This is a genomic window from Paenibacillus cookii, from assembly GCF_018333375.1.
GTDB classification, from domain to species: Bacteria; Bacillota; Bacilli; order Paenibacillales; family Paenibacillaceae; genus Paenibacillus_AQ; species Paenibacillus_AQ cookii.
Map to the genome: position 1 here is coordinate 338,348 of NZ_BORW01000001.1, position 23,490 is coordinate 361,837.

Genomic DNA, 23,490 nt, shown 5'->3' on the forward strand with positions numbered 1-23,490 from the left:
ATTCCTTGCAAAAATTTGCTACACCATCTTGTTGAACTCCTTGCGGAGTCTTTTGATGATCCTTTTTTCGAGCCTGGATATGTAGGATTGGGAAATCCCGAGCATATCCGCAACATCTTTTTGCGTCTTTTCTTCGCCGTCCTGAAGGCCGAAACGCAGCTCCATGATCGTGCGCTCCCGGTCGGTCAGCTTTTCGAGCGCCTTGTGAAGCAGCTTCCGGTCGACCTGCTCCTCGATATTGCGGTAGATCGTATCGTTTTCGGTTCCAAGGACATCGGACAGGAGCAGTTCGTTGCCGTCCCAATCGATGTTCAGCGGTTCGTCGAAAGAAACCTCGCTGCGGATTTTGCTGTTGCGGCGCAGATACATCAATATTTCGTTTTCGATGCAGCGCGATGCGTAAGTGGCGAGCTTGATCTTTTTTTCGGGGTCGAACGTGTTGACCGCCTTGATCAGCCCGATGGCGCCGATGGACACCAGATCCTCGATGTTGATGCCGGTGTTTTCAAACTTGCGGGCAATGTAGACGACCAAGCGCAGATTGCGCTCAATCAGCATCGACCTGATTGCCGCATCCCCCGTCGGGAGCCGCTGCAGGAGATACTCCTCTTCCTCCCGGGTCAGCGGGGGAGGGAGCGCCTCGCTGCCGCCGATATAGTAGATTTCTTCGCTTTTCAGTCCCAGCAGAAAAAGGAATCGATAATATTGCAGCTGCGCGATCAATCGCCATTTTACAAGCATTTGTCGTCCTCCTAAAAATTTCCCGAAGGGAAATTTGACTTCGTAAGCAATTAGCCTAGTTTTCCAAAGGAAAACTGTCTTCGTATAGCTTCATTCCGTTTCCTCTTCAACGCTCCAAAAATAGAACTAGCATACCATAGGCATCATTTCGCTCCCAGAACGTCAGCCTGGCAAGGGCTTGCAGCATTTTTAATCCCGCTTCCACCGCTACGAATGGATCGACGTCGGGTTAACCGGCACCTGCGCCTCGGAATTCACGACGTTTTCCTCCTGCACCAGCTCCGGGTGAATGATGGCCTGATAGGACTTGTCGCCTGATAATTGGCCGCCGTCAAGTCCGATCAACACCTTCGCGGCACGGCTTGTCTGATTCCCGATTCGGATGTCCACGGCGTCCGGTTTGATCGCCAGCATAAAGGCAGACCCCCGGTTTACGCCCCGGTACGGTACCAGGCGAAGCCGATCCCGCCATTCGAATTCGGCAGCGTCCAGCTCAAGCAGCAGTTTGTCCGGTTCTCCCTCAGCAAGCCGCTGCAGCCAGGCGGTGGGCAGCTTTTCCTTCCAGAGCGATGCCTCCATGACCATGACGGGGGTTCGCGTCAGCGGATCCGACAGCTGGTTCCCGGTGTCAAGCAACCCGTTGCAGCTCACGGTAAACCCTCCGATCGTCACGCTTACTTCTCCCATGTAGGCTTGCCTGCTCTCCAGTTTCCGGCGCGTGGAATAAACGAATTTAAACCATAAAAGCACCCCGAAACACGTAATGAACGTAAACCAAAAACCGATTTTCAGCTCAAACGAAAGCCCCCCGGAAGCCGTAAACCATATGCCGTTAAAAATTTCTCCCGTGTTCTTCAGCAAATAGTGGATTCCGATGATGCCGCCGGCTGCCGCGAAGTTGATCATATAAAAAGCTCCCGTGTTCCGGATATAGTTTTGCAGACTTCCGAATCCGAAAGCGATCCAGAGCATCAACAGTGACAAGGCGAATTTGAGCATAAAAGTATACATAAAGGAAAGTTCGGGCAGGAACATCATGACGACGTACATCGCGCCTACCGTTGACGACGCCGCAAGCCGCCACCAGCGCAGCCGCTGCTTTCTCATCCAGGCGGTCAGCCACAGCAGGGCGCCGTCGATCAACAGATTGGTGATGAAAATCAGATCAATATAAACAACCAGCCCCATCACCTGCCTGCTTATCATGGATTCTTTCGGAAATTGATATGACTAGCTTTGATATGATTCGCTTTATCGTGGCTTTGGACTTGGGAGATGTATTTAGTATAAAAAGATCCCTATCCAAAGTCTGTCTAAAATTGGGGGCCGGACTTCAACTTTTTTTGTCGAGTCCCGCTGCTTTTTGAGAGGCGGTTCGCTGGCGTGTATCCTGGGTGCCGCAGCCGTTGCGAACCCGCCAAACCAGAAAGGAAACTCCTCGCCATGGGCTGAAACTTTCCGGCCTCCCCGTTCGTTAGGGTAAAAAGCGCAGCAATACGTTCTGAAAATCGTTCGTGCGGAGAAATAAACGATGAGCAAAATCATGATGTGGCTGTTCGTGCTCCTGGCATGGGTAGCTGGCCCTCCCTTGCCGGATCGCGCAGCCGATGAACGCTGGGACGTTAAGGAAGGTTACGTCGTGGCCAAAGAAGACGGGAGAGTTTTGGCGGTTCGCGACAAGGTTCCGGATCGGCACACGCCGCTCAATCGGATTTTGGAGGAAGTGATGCCCAACGCGATCTGGCTTACGGTTAGCCCGGCGGATTATCATGCCGTGGAGATCAGGGATCATATCGGCATTTCGATCCCGAACGGAGCCATCAATCAATCCTATCCTGCTCAAGCGGCGGCCGATGTAAAAAAATTGAATTCCCCTTGAATCAGGACCAGCATCCACCGGACGCTGCCGGTTGGACTACTCCGAGACGTATTCAAATGCTCCAACATGCAATAAAAAAGACCCGCTTCCATCCAGCGATGGCTTGCGGGTCTTTTCGTTATCGGTATGGAATTAGTCCTTGTTTTGACGCGAGCGGTTCCGCAAAAACGTCGGAATGTCCAATTGGTCGCCGCTGGTCTGGTTGCCGAACGGACGAAGGTTCTGCGTGTTGTTGCGGGATTCGGCCTGTTCGGTCGGTGCGGCAGCTCCCGGTTGTTGTTTGCGGGCTTGCGGCGCAGGAATGGCCCGGGTTTCGAACCCTGTCGCAATCACGGTGACTTTGATTTCATCCTTCATGCTTTCTTCAATCATGGCACCGAAGATCATGTTGACTTCCGGATCGGATGCGGAGGTTACGATTTCGGCCGCTTCATTGACTTCATAAAGGGACAAATTCGTGCCTCCCGTAATGTTCATGATAATGCCCCGCGCCCCTTCGATCGAAGTTTCGAGCAGCGGGCTCATGATCGCTTTGCGTGCGGCTTCGGCTGCGCGGTTTTCCCCTGTTGCCAAACCGATCCCCATCAAAGCCGAACCGCGTTCAGTCATGATCGTTTTGACGTCGGCGAAGTCGAGGTTGATCAGGCCAGGAACCGCAATCAAGTCGGAAATGCCTTGAACCGCTTGACGCAGCACGTTGTCGGCCTCCCGGAATGCTTCCAGCATCGGCGTCTTTTTGTCGACGATTTCCAAAAGCCGATCATTCGGAATAACGATAAGCGTATCGACTTTTTCTTTGAGGCTTTCGATCCCCAGCTCAGCCTGGGTGGAACGCTTGCGGCCTTCAAACGTAAACGGGCGCGTGACCACGCCGACGGTCAATGCTCCGCATTCCTTGGCGATTTCAGCGATCACCGGCGCGGCTCCCGTACCGGTACCTCCGCCCATGCCTGCGGTAACAAAAACCATGTCGGCGCCTTTGAGGGTATTCATGATCAGATCGCGCGACTCCTCAGCCGCTTTTTTCCCTACTTCAGGGTTGGCTCCGGCACCCAGGCCGCGGGTCAATTTATCCCCGATTTGCAGTTTATGTTCCGATTTGGCCATATGCAAAGCTTGAGCGTCCGTATTCACCGTAATGAATTCGACGCCTTGAACGCCGTTTTCGATCATTCGGTTTACGGCATTGCTGCCGCCGCCGCCCACGCCAATTACTTTAATTTGCGCCAAGCTCTCCATTTCAAAATCAAATTCCAACATATTCTCCCATCTCCCCCTCATAGTGCATGGATGGCCCGTCCACTCATTCAAATGGAACCTGCTTATATGAAATCACTGAAAATATTTTTCAATCGTTCAATAAAGCCTGGTTTTTGGACAGTCTCCGGATTCGTGGCAGGACTCGCTTTTGGGCGGTTCACTGTCTTCTTGTTGCCCGCACTGCTCACGTTTGCGCTGCTGCCGCCGCGCATGCGGATACTGCGGATGACGTTATGTAAAATACCAACGCCGCTGGTGTAACCAGGGTCCCTGACGCCGATGTAATCCGGCACGGCAATTCTGACGGATGCGGCGAGTTCTCCTTGGGCAACCTGCAATACGCCCGGCATCGATACGGTACCTCCGGTAAGGATGTATCCCCCCGGAAGCTCGGAGTAACCGAGGCGTTTGACTTCTTCGCGGACCAGATGGAAAATTTCCTGTACCCGAGGTTCGACGATGGCCGCCAGATCTTCTTGGGTAAATTCCTTCTCCACGTTGCTGCCGATGCGGACCACCTTAAACGTGACGTCAGGCGCGGCATCGGCCATTAACGCGCAGCCGTATTTGAGCTTCACCTTCTCCGCCTGGTCCGTCAGCGTCCGAAGTCCGTAGGCGATATCGTTGGTCACGAACTCGCCGCCGATCGGCAGGGTCGAGGTCGAAACCATCGTGCCGCCTTCGAAAATGGCGATCGTCGTGGATCCCGCACCGATATCGACCAGGACGGAACCCATCGTTTTCTCGTCCTTCGACAATGCGAGCTGGCCTGCGCCAAGCGACATAAGCACCAAATCTTTGATTTTCAGGCCTGATTTTTCAACGCAGCGCAATAAATTATGTATCGCGGTCTTAGCGCCGGTAATGATGATCGCTTCCACCTCAAGGCGGACGCCGATCATGCCGCGCGGATCCTGAATTCCCTCCAAGCCGTCTACGACGTATTGTTTTGCAACTACATCAATGATTTCCCGGTCCGGCGGAAGGGCGACCACTTCGGCGGCTTTAAGCACGCGTTCGATGTCCTCCTCGCCGATTTCCCGATCCTCGTTCGATACCGCCACGACGCCGTGGCTTGATTGAAGTCCGATATGATTGCCCGAAATGCCGACGTATACCTCCGATATTTCAATACCGACCATACGCTCCGCATGATCAACGGCACTGCGGATGGATTGTACAGTCTGGTCAATATCTACAATTGCACCTTTGCGAATTCCTTCCGAGTCGGCAGATCCAACTCCAATAATATTAAAGGTTCCATTATTCACTTCCCCAATAATAGCACGAACTTTGGATGTACCGATGTCCAAACTAACAATGATGTCATTGTTGCTCAACCGTGGCACCTCCTGTTTTCTAAAGTATCTTCCCCATGTTTAAAACACTCGTTTTTACATATTCAACATAGAATATTCTTTCCCTCTTTTTTCTACAAATTTTTCGACTGCCAACATTTAGTATAACAGGGTAAAAATCAAAAGAAAAAAGAGGGAGATGTCCAAGTGCGAAAAACGAAGGAATCCTCGTCTTCCGCACGTCAAATTCGCGTTGATGAATAGATGAAATAAACCATTTTTAGTTCAAACGGTATAAGATAACCCATAAAATTAATTGTAGCATTTTTTATTGGCCGTGAGTAGTGTCATTTTCGTCCGGGTCCGCATCGGCCGGAGGCTCGAAAGGCGTATACGTGTCGGCTTCGAGCATCGTGATCGTTCCCGGCTCAGCCGTTTCGATGACCTGGTTCAAATATTCGATTTTGTCGCTCAAAAGAGAGACGGCCGTAATCACGACAAAACGGGACCGCGTATACATCTTGATCCGATCCGGAAAGGAAGCCGTCGGCGACGGGATGATCTCCGAAATGTCCGACGTCAGCTCGCTTGGAATTTTCCCCAGCACTTTGCACAGTTCCGCCTTGTTCGGATCGTTTGGGCTCCATTTCGTTAAGATCGGCTTTTCCACGGCGATGCCGATGCTGTTCACGGCCAATTTCGAACCGTTCGCAAGAATGGCTTCCAAACGTCCCCCCTCGCCCAGTTCATAAGCGACGGTGGGATATTCTTCGATCCTGACGTTGATTTTGCCGGGATATTGCTTGTCCACCACGGCTTTTTGAATCGATGTGATTTTCAGCAGCCGCTGTTCGACCTCGGAAGGCGAAACGCCGAAATATTGGCTGCCCTCCTTCAGGCCGCTGGCCTGCAAAAGCTGCTCCCTCGAGGAAAACGTGCTTCCCGTAAATTGGATCTCCGTCACCTGGCTTACCGGCGAACGGAAGAACAAGATAACCAGGATCGCGATAAACAAAAGCAGCAAAATGGCTATGATTTTCCGGCTTGCTCTTTTTTTGGGCTTGTTCTCTTTTAAAACGGGAATATGAGCTTTGGGCATAGGATTCTCTCCACAAAATACCTCTTATCCCCTCTCGCGGGAGGGAGGGGATAAGCTTGGTGTTAATTTGCTAAATCTAGCGATTTGGGCACCGGCGAAAACCGATGGATATCAGCTCCCAGCTTTTGAAAGAGCTGCTCGATATGTTCATATCCTCTGTCGATATGATGCACCTGCTCGACGATGGTTTTGCCTTGGGCGGCCAGTCCGGCAATGACCAGCGCCGCTCCTGCCCTCAGGTCGGTAGCTTCGACCGTGGCGCCGTACAGCCGCTTCACGCCGCGGATGAATGCGCAGTTCAGGTCGGTGTGTATGTCCGCCCCCATTCTCGTCAATTCATCGACATGCTTGAACCTGCCTTCGAATACCGTCTCTTTCATGACGCTGAAGCCGTCGGCAAGCGAGAGCAGCACCATGACTTGGGATTGCAAGTCGGTCGGAAAAGACGGATAAGGCGATGTGACGATGCGTTCGACGGCCTTCGGACGGCTCATGCTGCTCACGTTTATTATATCATTGTAGGTGCTGATTTGAACACCGGCCCGCTTGAGGACGTGGATCAAGGACGACAGATGGGCCGGGTTGCAGTGGGTCAGCGTGACGTTGCCCCTCGTGGCCGCGGCGGCAATCATCACGGTTCCGGCTACGATCCGGTCGGGAATGATGTTATACGAACACGGGGTAAGCTTGCTTACGCCTTGAATCGTGATCGTATCCGTACCGGCTCCGATAATGTTCGCGCCCATCGCGTTCAGGAAGTTTTGCAGATCCTGGATCTCCGGTTCGCGCGCCGCATTCGTGATGGTCGTCGTGCCTTCCGCCAGAACGGCGGCCATCATGATGTTTTCGGTTGCGCCCACGCTCGGAAAGTCCAGATGGATATCCGCCCCCTTGAGTTTGCTGGCCTTGCAAATGATTCTCTGCTCAAGTTCCTCGATATCGGCGCCGAGCGCCTGAAGTCCCCGGAGATGCAGGTCGATTTTGCGCTCTCCGATCGCGCAGCCGCCGGGTTGATAGACGGCAACCTCCCCGAATCTCGCAAGCAGAGGCCCCATCAAAAAAATAGAGGAGCGCATTTGTTTCATTAAATCTTCCGGTACATGAAACGAATTGGCGGACGACGTATCCAAGGCAACCGTCTCCTGATCACGCAAAGTCGTGCAGCCGATCCGTTCCAGGATGTCCAGCATCACGTCAATGTCCAGCAGACGGGGGACATTGCTCAGCTGAACTTTGCCTGCGGCCAGCAAGCTCGCTGCCAGAATAGGCAATGCGGCATTTTTTGCTCCATGGATACGTATGGTTCCTGACAGGGATTTTCCACCCTCAATCACCAATTTGTCCAATGTATCACCTCCGAGTTTACCCCTCAACCGCCGCATTCTCCCTAGCAGGCATTTGCCGATGGTGCCTGCTTCGAGATTTCGGTTTCGTAAAATGAATGCTACAGGATGAGATCGTCCTCTGCTGTCATTGACCGGCCTAACATCCAGTGCAATCTTTCAGCGGACTTGTTTTTGCGTGACACATCAGACCCATGAGCTCCGGCGGCTTAGCATGGTTACAGTTTTTCGCGGTGCGGCTTGATGACAACCAGCCGGTATCTTCCTGACCAAAAGGGATTTCCGCTATATCAACGTTCCAGCTTCGGACCTAAAGCTGCGGCTTTTTTCCGCGCAGGTTCGGGCGGGGCCGGCGTTCGGGTTGGTGATTGTCACGATTATAGAGTATCTTATGTCGCGCGCGACCAGTGTGTGACAATCGCCCAGCCCCTTTCACCGCCCCGATGCGAGCCGGCGCATCTCTTCGACGATCAAGTTCGCGGAGTCGGGCTTTCCAAGCTTTCTCGATTGCCCCGACATCTCCCTCTGCACCTGAAAATCGCCCATGATATCCTCAATAGATTGAAAGAGTCTTTTTCCCGATAAATCCTTTTCCAAAATGACCTTTGCGGCTCCGGCCTTTTCCAGCTGCCGCGCGTTGGCCTCCTGGTGGTTATTCGTCACGTTCGGGGATGGAATCAGGATGGACGGAATCCCGAGCGAGGTTATTTCGGCAAGAAAAGAAGCTCCCGCCCGGTTGACGATGAGAGACGTGGCCGCCAGCACCTCGGGCATGTTGTGCACGTACGGAAGCACATGCAGATGATTGGGCATGCTGCCGAGCCTGCTTCGGATCTCCTCCCGCGTTTTTTCGAAATAATGTTCGCCCGTCACATAAACAAAGTGAATATGCTTCAGCTTCTCAAGCTGCGGCGCCATTTCGATCATGGCATCGTTGATCGCCTTCGCTCCGCGGCTGCCGCCGACGACAAGCACGACCGAGCTGTCCATCGGAATGCCCAGCGATGCGAAACCGCGCTCCTTGTTGGCGGACTGCACGGTGGTTGCCCGCGGATTCCCCGTGTAAATTACCCGTTTGGCTTTAGGAAAAGAGCGCTCCGATCCTTCGAAGCTGACGGCGACCGTGCTGACGTACCGGCTCAGAAACTTGTTCGTCAACCCCGGGATGGCGTTCTGTTCATGGATGATCGACGGGATGCCCAACTTGGCGGCGGCGTAAACGACGGGACCGCAGACGTAACCGCCCGTGCCGATGACCACGTCCGGCTTGAATTCGGCTAGCATCCGCTTGGACGCCTTGACGCCTTTCAAAAATCGGATCACCGTTTTGATGTTTTCGGCCGACAATTTGCGGCGGAAGCCCGTAATTTCGATCGATTGGAACGGGATTTGCTCTTGCGGAACCAGCGTGCTTTCCAAACCTTTGGTACCGCCGATATATAAAAATTTTGAATCCGGATCTTCGATTTCGCATTGCCTCGCAACGGCGATAGCCGGGTAGATGTGTCCCCCGGTTCCTCCGCCTGTTAACACGACGCGCATGCCGATCACCTCGCGTATCTTGATAGATTAAGTAAAATGCCGAGAGCGGTCAGCATCAGCGTCAGCGACGAGCCGCCATAGCTGATCAGCGGCAGCGTAATGCCCGTTACCGGCATCAGCCCGATCACGACGCCGATATTGATAATGACCTGTACGGCAACCATGCCGACGATGCCTACCGCAAACAAACTGCCGAAACGATCCGGTATCGTCATGGCGATGCGCATGCCCCGCCACACCAGAACCAAAAAGAGCAGAAGTACGATCAATCCGCCGATGAACCCCAGCTCTTCGGCCAAAATGGAAAAGATAAAGTCCGTTTGCGGTTCCGGAACGTAGCTGTACTTTTGGCGGCTCATGCCAAGTCCCAAACCGCCAAGCCCTCCGGGCCCGATGGCGTACAAAGATTGGATGATTTGATACCCCGTACCGAGCGGATCGGACCAAGGGTCGAGAAATCCGGTAATCCGCTTCAGCCGGTAAGGCGCCGCAAGAATGAGGCCGACGAAGCCTGCGGCTCCGGCCAATCCCAGCATCCCCAAATGGCCAAGACGCGCTCCGGCCGTAAAAATGATCATCATCGCCGCTCCCATCATGACCGTTCCCGTCCCCAAATCCGGCTGGAGCATGATCAGGCCGAAGGCCAGTCCGACCAACCCGAGCGGCGGCATCAGACCTTTGCCGAACTTCGTAATGTCCCATTCGTCGCTGCTGAGCCATTTGGAAAGGAACAGGATCATGCCCAGCTTCATAAACTCCGACGGCTGGATCCCGAACGAGCTGATGCCCAGCCAGCTGCGCGCGCCGCCGCGAACGACGCCGATCCCCGGTATCAACACGATGACCAGCAGCACGAAGCAGACGATCAAGGCGATTTTGGCGTATTTTTTCCAGACCCGAAAATCGATATTGGCCGTAAAAAACATCGCTACCAGCCCAAGTCCGGCAAAAAGCAGCTGCCGTTTGACGAAATAGAAGGAGTCTCCGTGTTCGTGTAAAGCCAGTACCGAACCTGCGCTGTATACCATAATGATGCCGATCGCGAGCAGTCCCATAATGCATAGAAACAGCCACAAGTCCGGCGCCGGGCGTGTCTTGTTCATGAAGAGGCCACCTTTTGCAAAAAAGTAGGGGCTTATCCACCCCCCTACTTAAAGATTATGCACCGCCTCTTTAAAAATGCGTCCACGCTCCTCATAGGAAGCAAACATGTCCCAGCTGGCGCAGGCAGGAGACAAAAGCACGATATCCCCCGGTTCTGCGGCGGCTGCGGCTTCCTTGACGGCTGCGCGCAGCGTGCCGGCGGCGTCATCCTCATTATCGACGACGACGATATGCTTTAATCCGGCAAGTTCCGATACCTTGGCGATTTTCCGCGCCGTTTCGCCCAAAGCGATGACCGCTTTGACGCGTTCCGACAATGCCGGCACCAGCTCCATGTAATCCGAACCCCGATCGAGCCCCCCGGCGATCAAAACGATCGGACGATGAAGGGATGTCAAAGCCATCATCGTCGCTTTGGAGTTGGTCGCCTTCGAGTTATTGTAGTAGGCGACTCCGTTCAAATCCTTCACGTATTCCAGGCGGTGCTCCACGCCGCGGAAGGAGGACAGCGGACCCCTTAACCGGTTTGCGGGGACGCCTGCGGCGATGGCGATCGCGCAGGCGGCCGCCGCATTTGCAACGTTGAAACGGCCCGGAATACCGACTTCCTCCACGGGGATGATCTCCGTCAGGCGGCCATGTTCATCCCGGTACACGATCTTCCGCGGCAAATCGTCCTCTGCGCCCTGGATAAACGGCGGGCTGACATAGACGCCTTCTGCCAATTCTTCGTTCGTAGAGAACGGCAGAAGTTTCGCCTTGATATAAGGCACGAGCTCGCGGCAGGTGGAATCATCCCAATTGAGGACGGCGGTATCTCCTTCTCCCTGATTGGCGAACATTTTCGCTTTGGAGGCGACATAATCCTCCATATCTCCGTGGTAGTCGAGATGCGTTTCCGCCACATTCAGCAAACATCCGATACGCGGACGGAATGCCTTCGTTCCTTTCAGCTGGAAGCTGCTCAACTCGGTTACCATCCAGTTGCCGCTGTCCGCATGTTGAGCGGCTTCGCAAAGCGGCGTTCCGATATTGCCCGCCACGATCGGGCGCAGGCCGGCTTCTTCCAGCATGTTTCCGACCCAGGTCGTCGTCGTCGTTTTGCCGTTCGAGCCGGTGATGCCGATGATAGGCGCGCTGCAAATATGATAGGCGACCTCGACTTCGGTTACGATTTCGATGCCGAGCTCGAGCGCTTTTTGCACCGGACCTACTTTATAAGGAATGCCCGGATTTTTGACAAGCAGAGAAATACCGGGATGAACCAGATCGGCCGGATGACCGCCGCAAATGACGGTAATTCCGAGCGCCTCCAGTTCCCCGGCTTCGGGGCATTGATCTCTATCTTTTTGGTCGTTGACCGTCACTTTCGCGCCGTAAGCGTGCATGACCTTGGCAACTTGTACACCGCTTTTGGCAAGGCCGAGCACGACGACTTCCTGATCCCTGTACGATTCTGGATGCTTCATATTCTACAACCCCTTGTTCAAGTAAAGTCCGATGCCCGCGAGTACGATGCTCACCAGCCAGAACGTAATGACGACGCGCCATTCCGACCATCCCGACAATTCGAAATGGTGGTGGATCGGACTCATTTTAAATATGCGTTTGCCTCTCGTTTTAAACGATGCGACCTGCAGCACCACGGATAACATCTCGATGACGAACACGCCGCCGATGACAAGGAACAGCAGCTCCGTTTTGGTCACGATCGCAATCGCGCCGATCGCTCCGCCGATGCCGAGGGAGCCCGTGTCGCCCATGAATACTTTGGCCGGATGCGCGTTAAACACCAGGAAGCCGAGTACCGCTCCGATCATCGCCGCGGCGCAAACGGCTGCCGACAGCGACGTCGCCTGCATCGCCACCAGGGCAAAAGCCGCAAACGCGATGGCGCTCACGCCGGAAAGCAGGCCGTCCACGCCGTCCGTAAAGTTGACCGCGTTGCTGATGGCAAGCATCATGATAACGATAAACGGATAATAGAACCATCCGCCCCAATCGAACGAAAAGGAAGTTCCCGGCACGTGGATCGCGGTGCTATGCCCGTTTTGAATGAGCAAAACGCACATGATGGCCGCAAACAGCAGCTGGCCGACCAGCTTCTGGCGCGCCGTCAGACCTAACGAACGTTTGAACACGATTTTGATATAATCATCGAGAAATCCGATGAGGCCAAAACCTAGCGTGGCGACGAGCATGACATAAAAATCGGTATTTATGACCGAAAACTTCAAGAAAGACAGCGTAAACGCCAAAATGATCACGACGCCGCCCATCGTCGGGGTACCGGCTTTTTTCAAGTGGCTTTGCGGGCCGTCGTCCCGTACCTGCTGTCCAAACTTCAGCCGCCTCAACAGCGGAATCAGGAGAGGAGCGGCAATGATTGCGAGAATAAACGAAACTCCGATCGTCAGCAGCAGCAATTGATAATCCATGGATTCACCCCCTCCGTATGTTTAGTTATGCAAGTCTTGATCGACAAGAGCATCCACTATTTCTTCCAATTTCATTCCGCGCGAAGCCTTAATCAGCACGATGTCTTTCGGATGTACCTGCCCGGCAAGATGGGCGGCGAGTTCCTTTTTATCGGCAAAATGATAGACCGGAATATCCTGACGTTTGTTTTTGGCGGCTTTTGCGGTTTCCGCCGACAGCGTTCCGTACGTATACAGCATGTCGACTTTGCCGTCCGCGGCATATTCTCCGACTTCGGCATGAAACTCGAGCTCTTTCGGCCCAAGCTCAAGCATGTCCCCGAGAACGGCAATTTTCTTGCGGTGGCCTTTAAGGCTGTCCAGCACGTCGATGGCCGCCTTCATCGAGAGCGGACTGGCATTGTAGGCGTCATTGAGCACGGTAAGACCGCTCGGCGCCGTCATCTGCTCGATCCGCATCCCCGTCAAACGCAGCCCGGACAATCCCTCGCGAATCTGCTCCTTCCCGATGCCGAAGTGATCCGCCACCGCAAGCGCGGCAAGGCAATTGATGACGTTATGCTGTCCCAGCAGCGGCAGGTCAAGACCTTCCTCGGGATGACGATGGGAAGTGAAAATGACGCCTTTCGCATGGAACATCATGCCCGTCGGATAATCGTCGTTTTTGTCCGGATCCATGCCGAACGTGAAGGTTTTCAGCCCTTCGGGTTTTACCGTCTCCGGCTCGCCGAGCACCAGCGGAATCAACGGTTCGTCGCCATGGTAAACCAGCAGGCCGCCCGGTTTCATGCCGCTGATGATTTCCACCTTGGCACGGGCGATTTCGTGTCTCGATCCGAGCTGAAGGAGATGGGCTTCGCCGATGTTCGTAATGACGGCCACGTCGGGGGAGGCGATGGCCGACAGCGCCTCGATCTCATGGCGGCCGCTCATGCCCATTTCGAGAATGGCGATTTCCGTATCCTCCGGCATTTCCAGGATCGTCAGCGGCAGCCCGATATGGTTGTTGAAATTCCCGCCGGTTTTATGAACCTTAAAGGAAGTTCCGAGCAGCGCGTATACCATGTCCTTCGTCGTCGTTTTTCCGTTGCTGCCCGTGATGCCGACGACGCGGCATCCGACTTCGGCCAAATAAGCCTTGGCCAATGCCTGCAGCGCGGCAAGCGTGTCCTCCACGACGATGGCGGGACCTTCCGGCGGAAGGCCCCGGTCCCGCTGCCATAACACGGCGCATGCGCCGCCTTCAAGCGCTGCCGCGGCAAAGGCATGGCCGTCGAATTTTTCGCCCACCAGCGGCACGAACAGCCTGCCGGCTTCGATTTTGCGGGAATCCGTAAAGACCCCCTCAACCCGTATATCACAATCATGGTCATGCGCCAGGGTTCCCCCGCACATGACCGCTATTTCGCCCAACTTCTTCGTAATCACTTGTTCATACCCCTTATCGCTTCCTTGGCCACGACCCGATCGTCAAAATCGTATTTCGTATGTCCAATGATTTGGTAGGTCTCATGACCTTTCCCCGCAATCAATACTACATCGTCCGGGCTTGCCATTTCAATAGCCTTTTGTATGGCCTCCCGCCGGTCCACGATCAGCCGGTATTTGTCCTGAGGCACGGCATCTTCGGCGAGCCCCGCCTCGATGTCCTTCAGGATCAGGTCCGGATTTTCGGTCCGCGGATTGTCCGAAGTAACCATGACGAAATCGCTGTATTTCGCGGCAAGCTTGCCCATCACCGGGCGTTTCGTGCGGTCGCGGTCGCCGCCGCAGCCGAACACGGTAATGACCCGTCCCTTGGCGAACTCTTTGACGGTTTTGAGCACGTTCTCCAGGCCGTCCGGCGTATGCGCGTAATCCACGATGACCGCAAACGGCTGGCCTTCGTCCACGGCCTCCACGCGTCCGTCGACGCCCGGCACGGATTCCAGGCTGCGCTTGATGCCGTCCAGCTCGAGCCCCTCGAGCAGCCCTGCCGTAATGGCCGCAAGCGCGTTGTATACGTTGAATTTGCCGACCATTTTCAGCTGGATGTCGGCGCTGCCGCGGAACGTGTCCACATGGAACGACGTGCCTTGGGCCGTGATGGAGATGTCGGAAGCGCGCACGTCGGCTTTTTCGTCCAAGCCGTATGTAATGACCTCGGCGGCGGTCACTTTGGCGAAATATTTCGATGCTTCGTCGTCGGCGTTTAATACGGCGAATTTCCGCTCGCTGGCTTGACGGCCGAATTTGTTGCCGAGCCGGGAGAAAAAGAGGCCTTTCGCGGCTCTGTATTCTTCCATGGTTTTATGGTAGTCCAGATGGTCCTGGGTCAGGTTCGTAAAAATGGCCGTACGGAAGTCGGTTCCTTTTACCCGCCCTTGCTCCAGCGCATGGGAGGAAACCTCCATCACGCAGCATTGTACGCCGTTGGCGGACATGTCGTCCAAGGATCGCTGCAGCTCCAGCGCCTCCGGCGTCGTGCCGGACATCGGGAACGTGCGGCCCCCGTAACGGGTTTGGATCGTGCCGATCAAGCCGGTGTGGATTCCGTGGTCGTTCATCATCTTTTCGATCAGGTAGGTGGTCGTCGTTTTCCCGTTCGTTCCGGTGACGCCGATCATTTTCATGTGGGAGCTTGGGGAGCCGAAAAACGCGTCCGCCATCACCGCCATCGCGTAGCGGCAGTCCTTGACGATGACCTGCGGAAGGTCGATGTCCAGCTCGCGTTCGACGACAAGCGCCGAGGCGCCTTTTTCGGCCGCTTGCCCGGCATAATCATGGCCGTCCACCGTATGCCCGGGCAAGCAGATAAACACGTCCCCGGGCGCCACTTTGCGCGAGTCGGTCTGAAGACCGGTGATGGTGATGTCCCCGCTTCCTTTGATTTTTGCAATTGTTAGTGTTGAAGCCAGTTCGTTCAGTTTCATTACATATCCCTCGCTCTAGTTTCTATTATCGTCCATTGCCGCGATGATTAAGACCTCTAATTGGGAGCTTTGTCCTGTTCCTTCAGCTCCGGATCGGCCCCCATGTATATGCGAATGGTCGACCCGCGTTCCACCCGGCTGCCCGGCTTCGGCGCCTGGCTGACGACCGTGTTGCCGGTGCCCGATTTGGACAGCACGAAATTCATGTTCAGATCTTCGTACAAATCCTGCACGGTCGCCCCGACCAGATCCGGCACGGTAACGATCGGCGTGTCTCCGTATTTGTATGCTTTCGGCAGCTGATCCTTGCGCGGCGGCACCTTCAAAACCTGAAGGGAATCCCGCAAAATGTTTTGCACGATCGGCGCTGCGACCACGCCCCCGAACTGGATGCCCGCCGGATTGTCGACGGCCGTGTAGACCACGATTTGCGGATCGTCCGCCGGCGCGAAAGCGATAAACGACACGATGTGCTCCGTGGCGGAGTACCGTCCGTTGACGACGATCTGCGCGGTCCCCGTTTTGCCGCCGACCCGGTAGCCGTCGATGAAGGCCGGGCGTCCGGTGCCGTTGGCCACGACGCTTTCCAGCGCCTCGCGCACCTGCTTCGACGTTTCCTCGGAGATCACCTGCCGGACCAGCTGCGGTTTGTTTTCGCTGACGACCTCGCCCGTATCCGGATTGACCCATGCTTTCGCCACGTACGGTTTATACAAATACCCGCCGTTTATGGCCGCCGAGACGGCTGCCACCTGCTGGATCGGCGTGACGGATACGCCCTGTCCGAAAGCGGTGGTCGCCAGTTCGACCGGTCCGACGCGGGAAGGCTTGAATAAAATCCCGTTTTCCTCGCCGTTCAAGTCGATGCCCGTTTTCGCGCCGAAGCCGAAATCGCGGATGTATTTGAACAGCGTGTCTTTCCCGAGCCGGTTGCCCAAGGTGACGAAGCCCGGGTTGCAGGAGTTTTCGACCACCTGCAGGAAGGTTTCGCTGCCGTGGCCGCCGCGCTTCCAGCACTTTAACGTGGCGCCGCCGACTTTGATGTACCCCGGATCGAAGAAACGTTCGTTTTTCAGGTCGACTTTCTTTTCCTGCAGCGCCGCGGCTAACGTGATGATCTTAAAGGTCGAACCCGGTTCGTAGGTCATCCAGATCGGCAGGTTGCGGTTAATGACCTCGGAAGCATATTCCTTGTAATTTCCCGGCTCGTATCCGGGCCTGCTCGCCATCGCATAAATTTCGCCCGTTTTCGGATTCATGGCGATGGACCAGGCGCCCCTGGCCTGATACTGCACCATGGCCTGATCCAACTCCCGCTCCATGATCGATTGGATCGACTTTTCGAGCGTAAGCTTTAACGTCAGCCCGTCCTTCGGCGCGTCGTATTTTTCCGACGAACCGGGCATGATGCGGCCGCCGGCGTCCGACAGATACGAGATGCTGCCCTGGATGCCGTTCAGCTTGCTGTCGTATTTTTGCTCGACGCCGGTCAAGCCCTGGTTGTCGATTCCGGTAAAGCCGAGAATATGGCTCGCAAGATCCCCATAAGGATAATACCGCTTATTGTCCTCGGCAACAACGATACCCGGCAGGTTTAAATCACGAATTTTCTGAGCAAGCTCCATCGTAATTTTGCGTCCGCCGGGTTGAAGTTTCACACTCATCGATCTTTTTGTGACCAAGCTTTTGATCTTTTCCTCCGTCATCCTGAGCAAAGGCGCAAGCAGCCTTGCCGTTTTGTCCGGATCTTTGACCTGAACCGGCACCGCCATAATCGTAGGCGAACTGATGTTGTAAGCCAGCGGCACGCCGTTCCGGTCCTGGATTTCGCCCCGTTTGGCGACGGACGGAATTTGCCTTCTCCAGTTTTCCTCCGCTTTCGCCGAGAGTTCCGCTCCTTTGCCCAGTTGGACATACGCAAGCCTTACTATTATAGCAGCAAACAGCAAGCAAAGAACGGCCAAGCTTACGAGAAGTCTGCGTCTGCGCGTCACGTTCGAAACTTTCACTCTTATTCCTCCCTGCTTATCCAGATCGTCATGTCCGTTATTCCTAACATAAGTATTCTGGACAAACAGGGGATAGAACAAGCTGCCCTGAAATGACAGGTTTTATCCGAATTTTTCAGTTATCTTTGTTGACGCCGTTGGTTCTTCCCAATGAAGATTGGTTCCCCCCGCCGGCCTGTTCGTTTTTGCCGGTTTGCCGATCTTTGTCATCCTTATCCGAGTTGTCGTCGTCCCCGTCCTTGCTTTCGTCCAGCGCATCCGCCGGCTTTAACGTCAGCTGCACCGTCCGTTTCCCGTTCTGGTTCGTGACTTTCTGGCTGGCGACATATCCTTCGCCGCTAACGTTTACCTGTACTTTCATCAACGTCAGAACATCCAGGGCATCGCGCAGCGATTCGCCCGTAAGGTCGGGAACCTCCATGACGTTGTCGGTTTGGGTAAACAAGTAGATCCGTTGTTCCGGACTAAGCGGCGTCCCTTTGGCCGGAAACTGCTTGACCACCGTCGCCCCTTTGCCCAACGTATCGAAAGCGATGCCCGCTTTGAGGAGCTGCTTTTCCGCGTCCTTCAGGTTTTTGTTCGTCAAATCGGGAGCAGGCCGGCGGTTTTGCGCTTGAATGGCGTTATTTTTTTCGTCCTTCTCATCTTTCTTTTCGACGCTTCTAGGAACCCCCATGTACTGCAGCGACTGCGAAACGATCTTTTTGAAGACCGGAGCCGCCGCCTTGCCGCCGCCAACGGTCGGATCGTTCGGTTGGTCGATGATGACGATGACCGCGATTTTCGGGTCGTTGACCGGCGCGAAGCCGATAAAGGACACGACTGATTTGGAATAATCGTATTTGCCATTTACAATTTTGACAGCCGTTCCCGTTTTACCTGCTACGCGGTAACCGTCGATGTATGCATTTTTCCCCGTGCCGTCTTTCCGGTCAGCAACAACCTGCTCCAGGTAATAACTCGTTTCTTTGGCGGCTTCCGGCGAAATGACCTGGCGTACAGTGTAAGGCGAAAATGTTTTGGTGGTTCCGGTATTCGGATCCGCTTCTTCTTTAACAATCTGCGGTTTTAACAGTTTGCCCCCATTCGCTACGGCGCTGATCGCCGCAAGCTGCTGGATCGGCGTGACCGATACGCCGTGGCCGTAAGAAGCGGTGGCCACTTCGACGGGACCCGGCAGATTGATCTTCGTTGATACTTCACCCGGCAGATCAATGCCCGTCTTTTCGCCGAAGCCGAAATCTCTGATATACTTCAATAGCCGTTCCTTGCCCAGCATTTCCCCTAGCTTAACAAAAGCCACGTTACTGGAACGTTTAACCCCTTCCAGATAAGAGATCGTTCCCCAGCCTGAACGCTTAATGTCGTGCAGGTCCTGGTGGGTGCCCGGCACCCTGATTGTTCCGGATTTGTAGAACGCGTTCGGATTAAACAGCTTTTCCTGCACTGCCCCGGCCAACGTGACGATCTTGAACGTGGAACCCGGCTCGTACGTCGCTTTTACCGCATAGTTATAGAAGTCTTTCGGGTCCTCCGTTTTCCAATACTTGTTCGGATCAAAGGTCGGCAGATTGGCCATCCCCAAGATCTGCATCGTTTTCGGATCGGCGGCAATGACCGTCATGCTGATCGGCTTGTATTCATTGAACGCTTCTTTCATGGCATCTTCGATATAATACTGGATCTGGTTATCGATCGTCAGCTTATAATTTTTACCATTGACGGCAGGTTCATAGATTTCGTTCGAGTTGGGAAGCTTGTCGCCGGACGTGTCCGATTCGTATTTCAGTTTGCCCGGCTTCCCTTCCAACTCCTTGTTGAACATGTATTCAAATCCGGCTACCGCCTTGCCTTCACGGTCCGTATACCCGAGGATGTGGGAGGCGAGCGTGCCTTTCGGATAATAGCGCTTGGATTCCTTGATCGTGCCCAGGCCCGTTTCCTGGCCTTTTTTGTTCTTTTTCAGCTCTTCCTTCAGCTTGTCGTTCAACTGATCGATTTGCTTTTTTTTGCTTTCGTCGATTTTCCAGCCCTCGTTGCGGACCTCGCGGCTTTTGGCGTATTCGCCGGTTTTGCTGTCCTTCGCGTTCACCAGCGCCTTCAGCTCGTCCACGTTTTTGCCCAAAATTTGATGAAGCCCGTCCACGACCATGTCCGTCAGGCCGTTGGCATGGAGCGCTTGCGGGCTGACCACGACCGTATAGGCCGGGGCGTTAATCGCCAGCACGTCCCCGTTCCGGTCGGAAATCGTGCCCCGCTCCGCCGGGATTTTCGATTGCTTCTCCCACCTGGCGACTCCCTTCTCGTGCCAGTCCGCGCCCTGAACGATTTGCAGCGTAAACATGCGAATAAACAAAACAACAAAAAGGAGGGTGATGAATCCTCCTAGTAACAAAGTGCGAAGTTTTATTCTTTTAACCATGATCCAACCTCACAAACCCTGTTTTTTGTCGGTGCCGGAACCGTTTGTTGCGTCCCCGCTTTTGGCGGAGATCGGCGTGCGTTCGACATGGATGACCTGCTGGTCGCTTGTTTCCTCGAAGCCCATTTGCTTCGCTTTATCGCGGATTCCCACTTCCAGCTGCTGCTTTTCGACCGTCAGCCTGCTGATCTCCTGTTTCGACGCCTTGATCGATTTTTCGATCTTCTGGTATTCTTTGTTCAGCCCGTAGATGTTCGCGTTTTGCCAGATGACCAGGCTTGCGATCATGACGCATACGACGATCGTGAACAGATAAAGCAGTTTCTCTTTGACCGGAAGATAGGTTCGGCGGGTGATCACCATCGTCTTTTCCCGGTAACCGGGAGATTTGCGCTTTGTCTGTGCTTGTTCTTTTACTGCCAAGTTACCACGGGTATAGGCCATGTCTTCTTCCCCTTCATCATAGTCTTACGCTTTCGCAAGCATAGAGCCTGTATCGTAAAAAGCCTTTGCTGTCGTTCATAGTTTTTCGGCCACCCTCAGCTTCGCCGAACGTGCGCGCGGATTTAGTCCGAGCTCCTCTTCGCCGGGAACGATCGGCTTCCGGTTCACCAGCTTCAGCTCGCCTTTCCCGCCGCAGACGCACATCGGAAAATCGGGCGGACAGGTGCATTTGCCGACATAGCCGTTAAAAATTTGCTTGCAAATCCGGTCCTCCAAGGAATGGAACGTAATGACGGACACCCTTCCTCCGGGCGCCAGGCACCGAACGGCCTGATGGAGCGATTCCTCGAATGCCCCGAGTTCGTCGTTGACGGCGATCCGCAGCGCCTGAAAGCTCCGCTTCGCCGGATGCCCGCCGGTTCTGCGCGCGGCCGCGGGAATTCCTTCTTTAATAATATCGACCAACTGTCCCGTCGTTTGTATAGGGGCCTCTTTGCGGTGTTCGATAATGAACTTCGCGATGCGGCGGGAAAATTTTTCTTCCCCGTACCGGTACAAAACCCTTGCGATTTCCTGCTCCGGCCATTCATTGACGATATGCCAGGCCGTCAGGTCCGACGATCGGTCCATGCGCATGTCGAGCGGAGCATCGTGATTGTAGCTGAAGCCGCGCTCCCCTTCGTCAAACTGCGGCGAGGATACCCCCAGATCGTACAAAATGCCGTCGACCTGCGGTATGCCGTCTTTCATCGGCACCGCCAATTCTTTTAGCGCGTCCTCCAAATGGCGGAAGTTCGTTTTGACCAAGGAAACCTTGTCCTCGTAAGGAGCCAGCCTTTCCCTGGCGTTATTCAGCGCCCAGTCGTCCTGATCCAGCGCAATCAGCCTGCCGTATTCTCCAAGCTTGGATGCGATCAGGGAGCTGTGCCCCGCCCCGCCAAGCGTACAGTCGACATAAATGCCGTCTCGTTTAATGTGCAGCCCTTCTGTCGCTTCTTCTTTAAGCACCGTGATGTGATGAAACAAGCTGCAGCCCTCCAGACTTATTACAATTCAAAATTAAAATCGACCAGCTTTTCAGCAATTTCGTTAAACGTGCCCTCGGACTGCTGAAAATAAGCCTCCCAGGTATCCTTGCTCCAAATTTCCACGCGATTGGACACGCCGATGACCACGCATTCCTTCTCGAGTCCGGCGTACCCGCGCAGATTGCCCGGTAAATTTACCCTTCCCTGTTTGTCCCACTCGCATTCCGTCGCTCCCGAGAAAAAGAAGCGGGTAAACGCGCGGGCATCGGATTTCATGAGCGGGAGCGATTTGAGCTTCTGCTCGAGGATGCTCCATTCGTTCATCGGGTAAACGAAAAGACACTGGTCCAAGCCGCGGGTGATGACAAAGGATGCGCCCAAAAGCTCGCGGAATTTGGCAGGAATCGTCAAACGGCCCTTATCGTCGATGCTATGTTGAAACTCCCCCATAAACATTCGGCCACTCAACTCCTTACCCCAAATCCCCACTTTGCACCACTTTCCACCACTTAAGGATACTAGATTCGCCACCCAAAATCAAAATCCTTCCGGGCACTTGCTTTTTTTTGGATACAAAACCAGAAGCCCTTCCCGGAAAAACGGATAAACCCCTTGATCCATAAGGATTCAAGGGGTTTATGGGAATAGAAAAACCGTCCATAAATTTCCTTTTACTCTTGCGTTGTCCAGCTGTCCAAGTATTCGATCTGTCCTTGGGTTAACGCATCGATTCCGATGCCCAAACTTTCAAGCTTGTAGCGAGCTACCTGCCGATCGATTTCCAGCGGCACGTTCAGTACCTTATTGCCTATCGTCTTATAGTTGTCGTTGACGTATTTCAGGGACATCGCCTGCAGCGAGAACGTCATGTCCATGATTTCCGCCGGATGCCCGTCTCCCGCGCCCAGATTGACCAGGCGTCCTTCCGCCAGCAGATACAGCTTGCGCCCGTCCTTCAGCTCGTATTCCTCAATGTTGCGGCGGACGGTCCGGATCGATGCCGCCCGGCTGGCCATGTCCACTTTGTTGACTTCCACGTCGAAGTGGCCGGCGTTGCACAAAATCGCCCCGTCCTTCATGACGTCGAAATGCTCTCCCGCAATCACGTCGCGGTTGCCTGTTACAGTCACGAAGAAATCGCCGTGTTTTGCCGCTTCGATCATCGGCATCACTTCAAAGCCGTCCATATGGGCCTCCACGGCGCGGATCGGGTCGACTTCGGTCACGATGACCTTCGCGCCGAGTCCTTTGGCGCGCATCGCCACCCCTTTGCCGCACCAGCCGTAACCGACGACGACGGCCGTTTTGCCGGCAACGACGAGGTTGGTGGTACGGTTGATCGCATCCCAGACCGATTGCCCCGTGCCGTAACGGTTGTCGAACAGATATTTGCAGTATCCGTCATTTACGGCCACCATCGGCAGCTTCAGCAAACCTTCCTTCTCCAGCGCTTTCAGGCGGATGATGCCCGTCGTCGTTTCTTCCGCCCCGCCGCGGATCGTCGCGAGCAGGTCCGGACGCTCCGAATGCAGGATCGTGACCAGGTCTCCGCCGTCGTCGATGATCAGATCCGGTTTCGTTTCCAGGGCGCGAATGAAAAAGCTTTTGTATTCGTCCGGATCGGGATTGTATTTGGCCAGCACCGTCACGCCGTCTTCCACCAGCGCCGCGCACACGTCGTCCTGCGTGGAAAGCGGATTGCTGCCCGTGATCGTCACTTCGGCGCCTCCCGCCTGCACGACTTTCGCCAAATAGGCGGTTTTGGCTTCCAGGTGAAGCGCAATCGTCACTTTAAGGCCTTTGAACGGCTGCTCCGCTTCGAATTGTTTGCGGATTTGATTCAATACCGGCATATGCGCCGAAGCCCAATCGATTTTCAGATGCCCTTCCGGGGCCAAAGACATATCCTTTACAATGCTGTTTTTCAAGGACAACGTGCTCATGAAAAACCTCCTCGTCGTAAATTGTTTT

General features: G+C 54.5%; 19 protein-coding genes. 1 reads left to right on the plus strand and 18 read right to left on the minus strand.

Annotated features, from left to right (window positions below; translation table 11 throughout):
- Window positions 1–18: 18 nt before the first annotated feature.
- Both sigE and spoIIGA read right to left on the minus strand, forming a co-directional pair.
- A complete protein-coding gene (gene sigE / locus KI367_RS01770; protein ID WP_036713496.1) occupies window positions 19–741 on the minus strand; it encodes an RNA polymerase sporulation sigma factor SigE in 723 nt (240 codons plus the stop codon).
- A gap of 207 nt (window positions 742–948) precedes the next feature.
- Window positions 949–1,923: a sigma-E processing peptidase SpoIIGA gene (spoIIGA, locus tag KI367_RS01775; RefSeq protein ID WP_212947453.1), complete on the minus strand. Its 975-nt coding sequence runs from the start codon at window positions 1,921–1,923 to the stop codon at window positions 949–951.
- A gap of 349 nt (window positions 1,924–2,272) precedes the next feature.
- Here spoIIGA and KI367_RS01780 point away from each other — a divergent pair, with 349 nt between their 5' ends.
- Window positions 2,273–2,620, plus strand: a complete 348-nt coding sequence (locus KI367_RS01780; protein ID WP_212947138.1) for a DUF3221 domain-containing protein — start codon at window positions 2,273–2,275, stop codon at window positions 2,618–2,620.
- Between the two features lie 132 nt (window positions 2,621–2,752).
- On the opposite strand, the gene ftsZ is transcribed toward KI367_RS01780, so the two are convergent.
- From ftsZ to KI367_RS01860, 16 genes are all read right to left on the minus strand, one after another.
- The gene (gene ftsZ, locus KI367_RS01785) at window positions 2,753–3,880 is read right to left on the minus strand and encodes a cell division protein FtsZ (RefSeq protein WP_212947140.1); all 1,128 of its coding nucleotides are present in this window, start codon (window positions 3,878–3,880) and stop codon (window positions 2,753–2,755) included.
- A gap of 62 nt (window positions 3,881–3,942) precedes the next feature.
- On the minus strand, window positions 3,943–5,220 hold the full coding sequence (gene ftsA / locus KI367_RS01790; RefSeq protein ID WP_212947142.1) for a cell division protein FtsA: 1,278 nt from the start codon (window positions 5,218–5,220) through the stop codon (window positions 3,943–3,945).
- A gap of 286 nt (window positions 5,221–5,506) precedes the next feature.
- Entirely contained in the window at window positions 5,507–6,277 is a 771-nt protein-coding gene (locus KI367_RS01795; RefSeq protein WP_212947143.1) for a cell division protein FtsQ/DivIB, read from the minus strand.
- 62 nt (window positions 6,278–6,339) lie between these two features.
- A complete protein-coding gene (gene murA / locus KI367_RS01800; protein ID WP_212947145.1) occupies window positions 6,340–7,623 on the minus strand; it encodes a UDP-N-acetylglucosamine 1-carboxyvinyltransferase in 1,284 nt (427 codons plus the stop codon).
- Between the two features lie 429 nt (window positions 7,624–8,052).
- Complete coding sequence (gene murG, locus KI367_RS01805) at window positions 8,053–9,162, minus strand: undecaprenyldiphospho-muramoylpentapeptide beta-N-acetylglucosaminyltransferase (protein ID WP_212947147.1); 1,110 nt, start codon at window positions 9,160–9,162, stop codon at window positions 8,053–8,055.
- A 5-nt stretch (window positions 9,163–9,167) separates the two neighbouring features.
- Window positions 9,168–10,265 (minus strand): stage V sporulation protein E, encoded by a 1,098-nt coding sequence (spoVE, locus tag KI367_RS01810; protein WP_212947149.1) that lies wholly within the window; start codon window positions 10,263–10,265, stop codon window positions 9,168–9,170.
- A 48-nt stretch (window positions 10,266–10,313) separates the two neighbouring features.
- A complete protein-coding gene (murD, locus tag KI367_RS01815) occupies window positions 10,314–11,735 on the minus strand; it encodes a UDP-N-acetylmuramoyl-L-alanine--D-glutamate ligase (RefSeq protein WP_212947151.1) in 1,422 nt (473 codons plus the stop codon).
- A 3-nt stretch (window positions 11,736–11,738) separates the two neighbouring features.
- Complete coding sequence (gene mraY / locus KI367_RS01820; protein ID WP_212947153.1) at window positions 11,739–12,704, minus strand: phospho-N-acetylmuramoyl-pentapeptide-transferase; 966 nt, start codon at window positions 12,702–12,704, stop codon at window positions 11,739–11,741.
- A gap of 21 nt (window positions 12,705–12,725) precedes the next feature.
- Window positions 12,726–14,129: a UDP-N-acetylmuramoyl-tripeptide--D-alanyl-D-alanine ligase gene (locus KI367_RS01825; protein ID WP_281422478.1), complete on the minus strand. Its 1,404-nt coding sequence runs from the start codon at window positions 14,127–14,129 to the stop codon at window positions 12,726–12,728.
- Window positions 14,129–15,616 (minus strand): UDP-N-acetylmuramoyl-L-alanyl-D-glutamate--2,6-diaminopimelate ligase, encoded by a 1,488-nt coding sequence (locus tag KI367_RS01830; protein ID WP_212947157.1) that lies wholly within the window; start codon window positions 15,614–15,616, stop codon window positions 14,129–14,131. Before KI367_RS01830 ends, KI367_RS01825 begins: the two co-directional genes overlap by 1 nt.
- A gap of 56 nt (window positions 15,617–15,672) precedes the next feature.
- Window positions 15,673–17,625 (minus strand): stage V sporulation protein D, encoded by a 1,953-nt coding sequence (locus tag KI367_RS01835; RefSeq protein ID WP_212947158.1) that lies wholly within the window; start codon window positions 17,623–17,625, stop codon window positions 15,673–15,675.
- 115 nt (window positions 17,626–17,740) lie between these two features.
- Window positions 17,741–20,047, minus strand: coding sequence for a penicillin-binding transpeptidase domain-containing protein (locus tag KI367_RS01840; protein WP_212947160.1), 2,307 nt, complete (start codon window positions 20,045–20,047; stop codon window positions 17,741–17,743).
- Between the two features lie 9 nt (window positions 20,048–20,056).
- Window positions 20,057–20,491 (minus strand): FtsB/FtsL family cell division protein, encoded by a 435-nt coding sequence (locus tag KI367_RS01845; protein WP_212947162.1) that lies wholly within the window; start codon window positions 20,489–20,491, stop codon window positions 20,057–20,059.
- 75 nt (window positions 20,492–20,566) lie between these two features.
- Complete coding sequence (gene rsmH / locus KI367_RS01850; protein ID WP_212947167.1) at window positions 20,567–21,517, minus strand: 16S rRNA (cytosine(1402)-N(4))-methyltransferase RsmH; 951 nt, start codon at window positions 21,515–21,517, stop codon at window positions 20,567–20,569.
- Between the two features lie 20 nt (window positions 21,518–21,537).
- The gene (gene mraZ, locus KI367_RS01855) at window positions 21,538–21,975 is read right to left on the minus strand and encodes a division/cell wall cluster transcriptional repressor MraZ (protein ID WP_036713507.1); all 438 of its coding nucleotides are present in this window, start codon (window positions 21,973–21,975) and stop codon (window positions 21,538–21,540) included.
- 215 nt (window positions 21,976–22,190) lie between these two features.
- Window positions 22,191–23,462 (minus strand): adenosylhomocysteinase, encoded by a 1,272-nt coding sequence (locus tag KI367_RS01860; protein ID WP_212947168.1) that lies wholly within the window; start codon window positions 23,460–23,462, stop codon window positions 22,191–22,193.
- Window positions 23,463–23,490: the final 28 nt, after the last annotated feature.

Excerpts from the sequence above, each read along its gene's own strand:
- KI367_RS01780 (WP_212947138.1), top strand. The coding sequence starts at position 2,273 with ATGAGCAAAATCATGATGTGGCTGTTCGTGCTCCTGGCATGGGTAGCT.
- mraZ (WP_036713507.1), bottom strand. The coding sequence starts at position 21,975 with ATGTTTATGGGGGAGTTTCAACATAGCATCGACGATAAGGGCCGTTTG.
- mraY (WP_212947153.1), bottom strand. The coding sequence starts at position 12,704 with ATGGATTATCAATTGCTGCTGCTGACGATCGGAGTTTCGTTTATTCTC.
- spoVE (WP_212947149.1), bottom strand. The coding sequence starts at position 10,265 with ATGAACAAGACACGCCCGGCGCCGGACTTGTGGCTGTTTCTATGCATT.
- murD (WP_212947151.1), bottom strand. The coding sequence starts at position 11,735 with ATGAAGCATCCAGAATCGTACAGGGATCAGGAAGTCGTCGTGCTCGGC.
- ftsZ (WP_212947140.1), bottom strand. The coding sequence starts at position 3,880 with ATGTTGGAATTTGATTTTGAAATGGAGAGCTTGGCGCAAATTAAAGTA.
- KI367_RS01860 (WP_212947168.1), bottom strand. The coding sequence starts at position 23,462 with ATGAGCACGTTGTCCTTGAAAAACAGCATTGTAAAGGATATGTCTTTG.
- KI367_RS01845 (WP_212947162.1), bottom strand. The coding sequence starts at position 20,491 with ATGGCCTATACCCGTGGTAACTTGGCAGTAAAAGAACAAGCACAGACA.
- KI367_RS01830 (WP_212947157.1), bottom strand. The coding sequence starts at position 15,616 with ATGAAACTGAACGAACTGGCTTCAACACTAACAATTGCAAAAATCAAA.
- murG (WP_212947147.1), bottom strand. The coding sequence starts at position 9,162 with ATGCGCGTCGTGTTAACAGGCGGAGGAACCGGGGGACACATCTACCCG.
- KI367_RS01795 (WP_212947143.1), bottom strand. The coding sequence starts at position 6,277 with ATGCCCAAAGCTCATATTCCCGTTTTAAAAGAGAACAAGCCCAAAAAA.
- KI367_RS01840 (WP_212947160.1), bottom strand. The coding sequence starts at position 20,047 with ATGGTTAAAAGAATAAAACTTCGCACTTTGTTACTAGGAGGATTCATC.
- sigE (WP_036713496.1), bottom strand. The coding sequence starts at position 741 with ATGCTTGTAAAATGGCGATTGATCGCGCAGCTGCAATATTATCGATTC.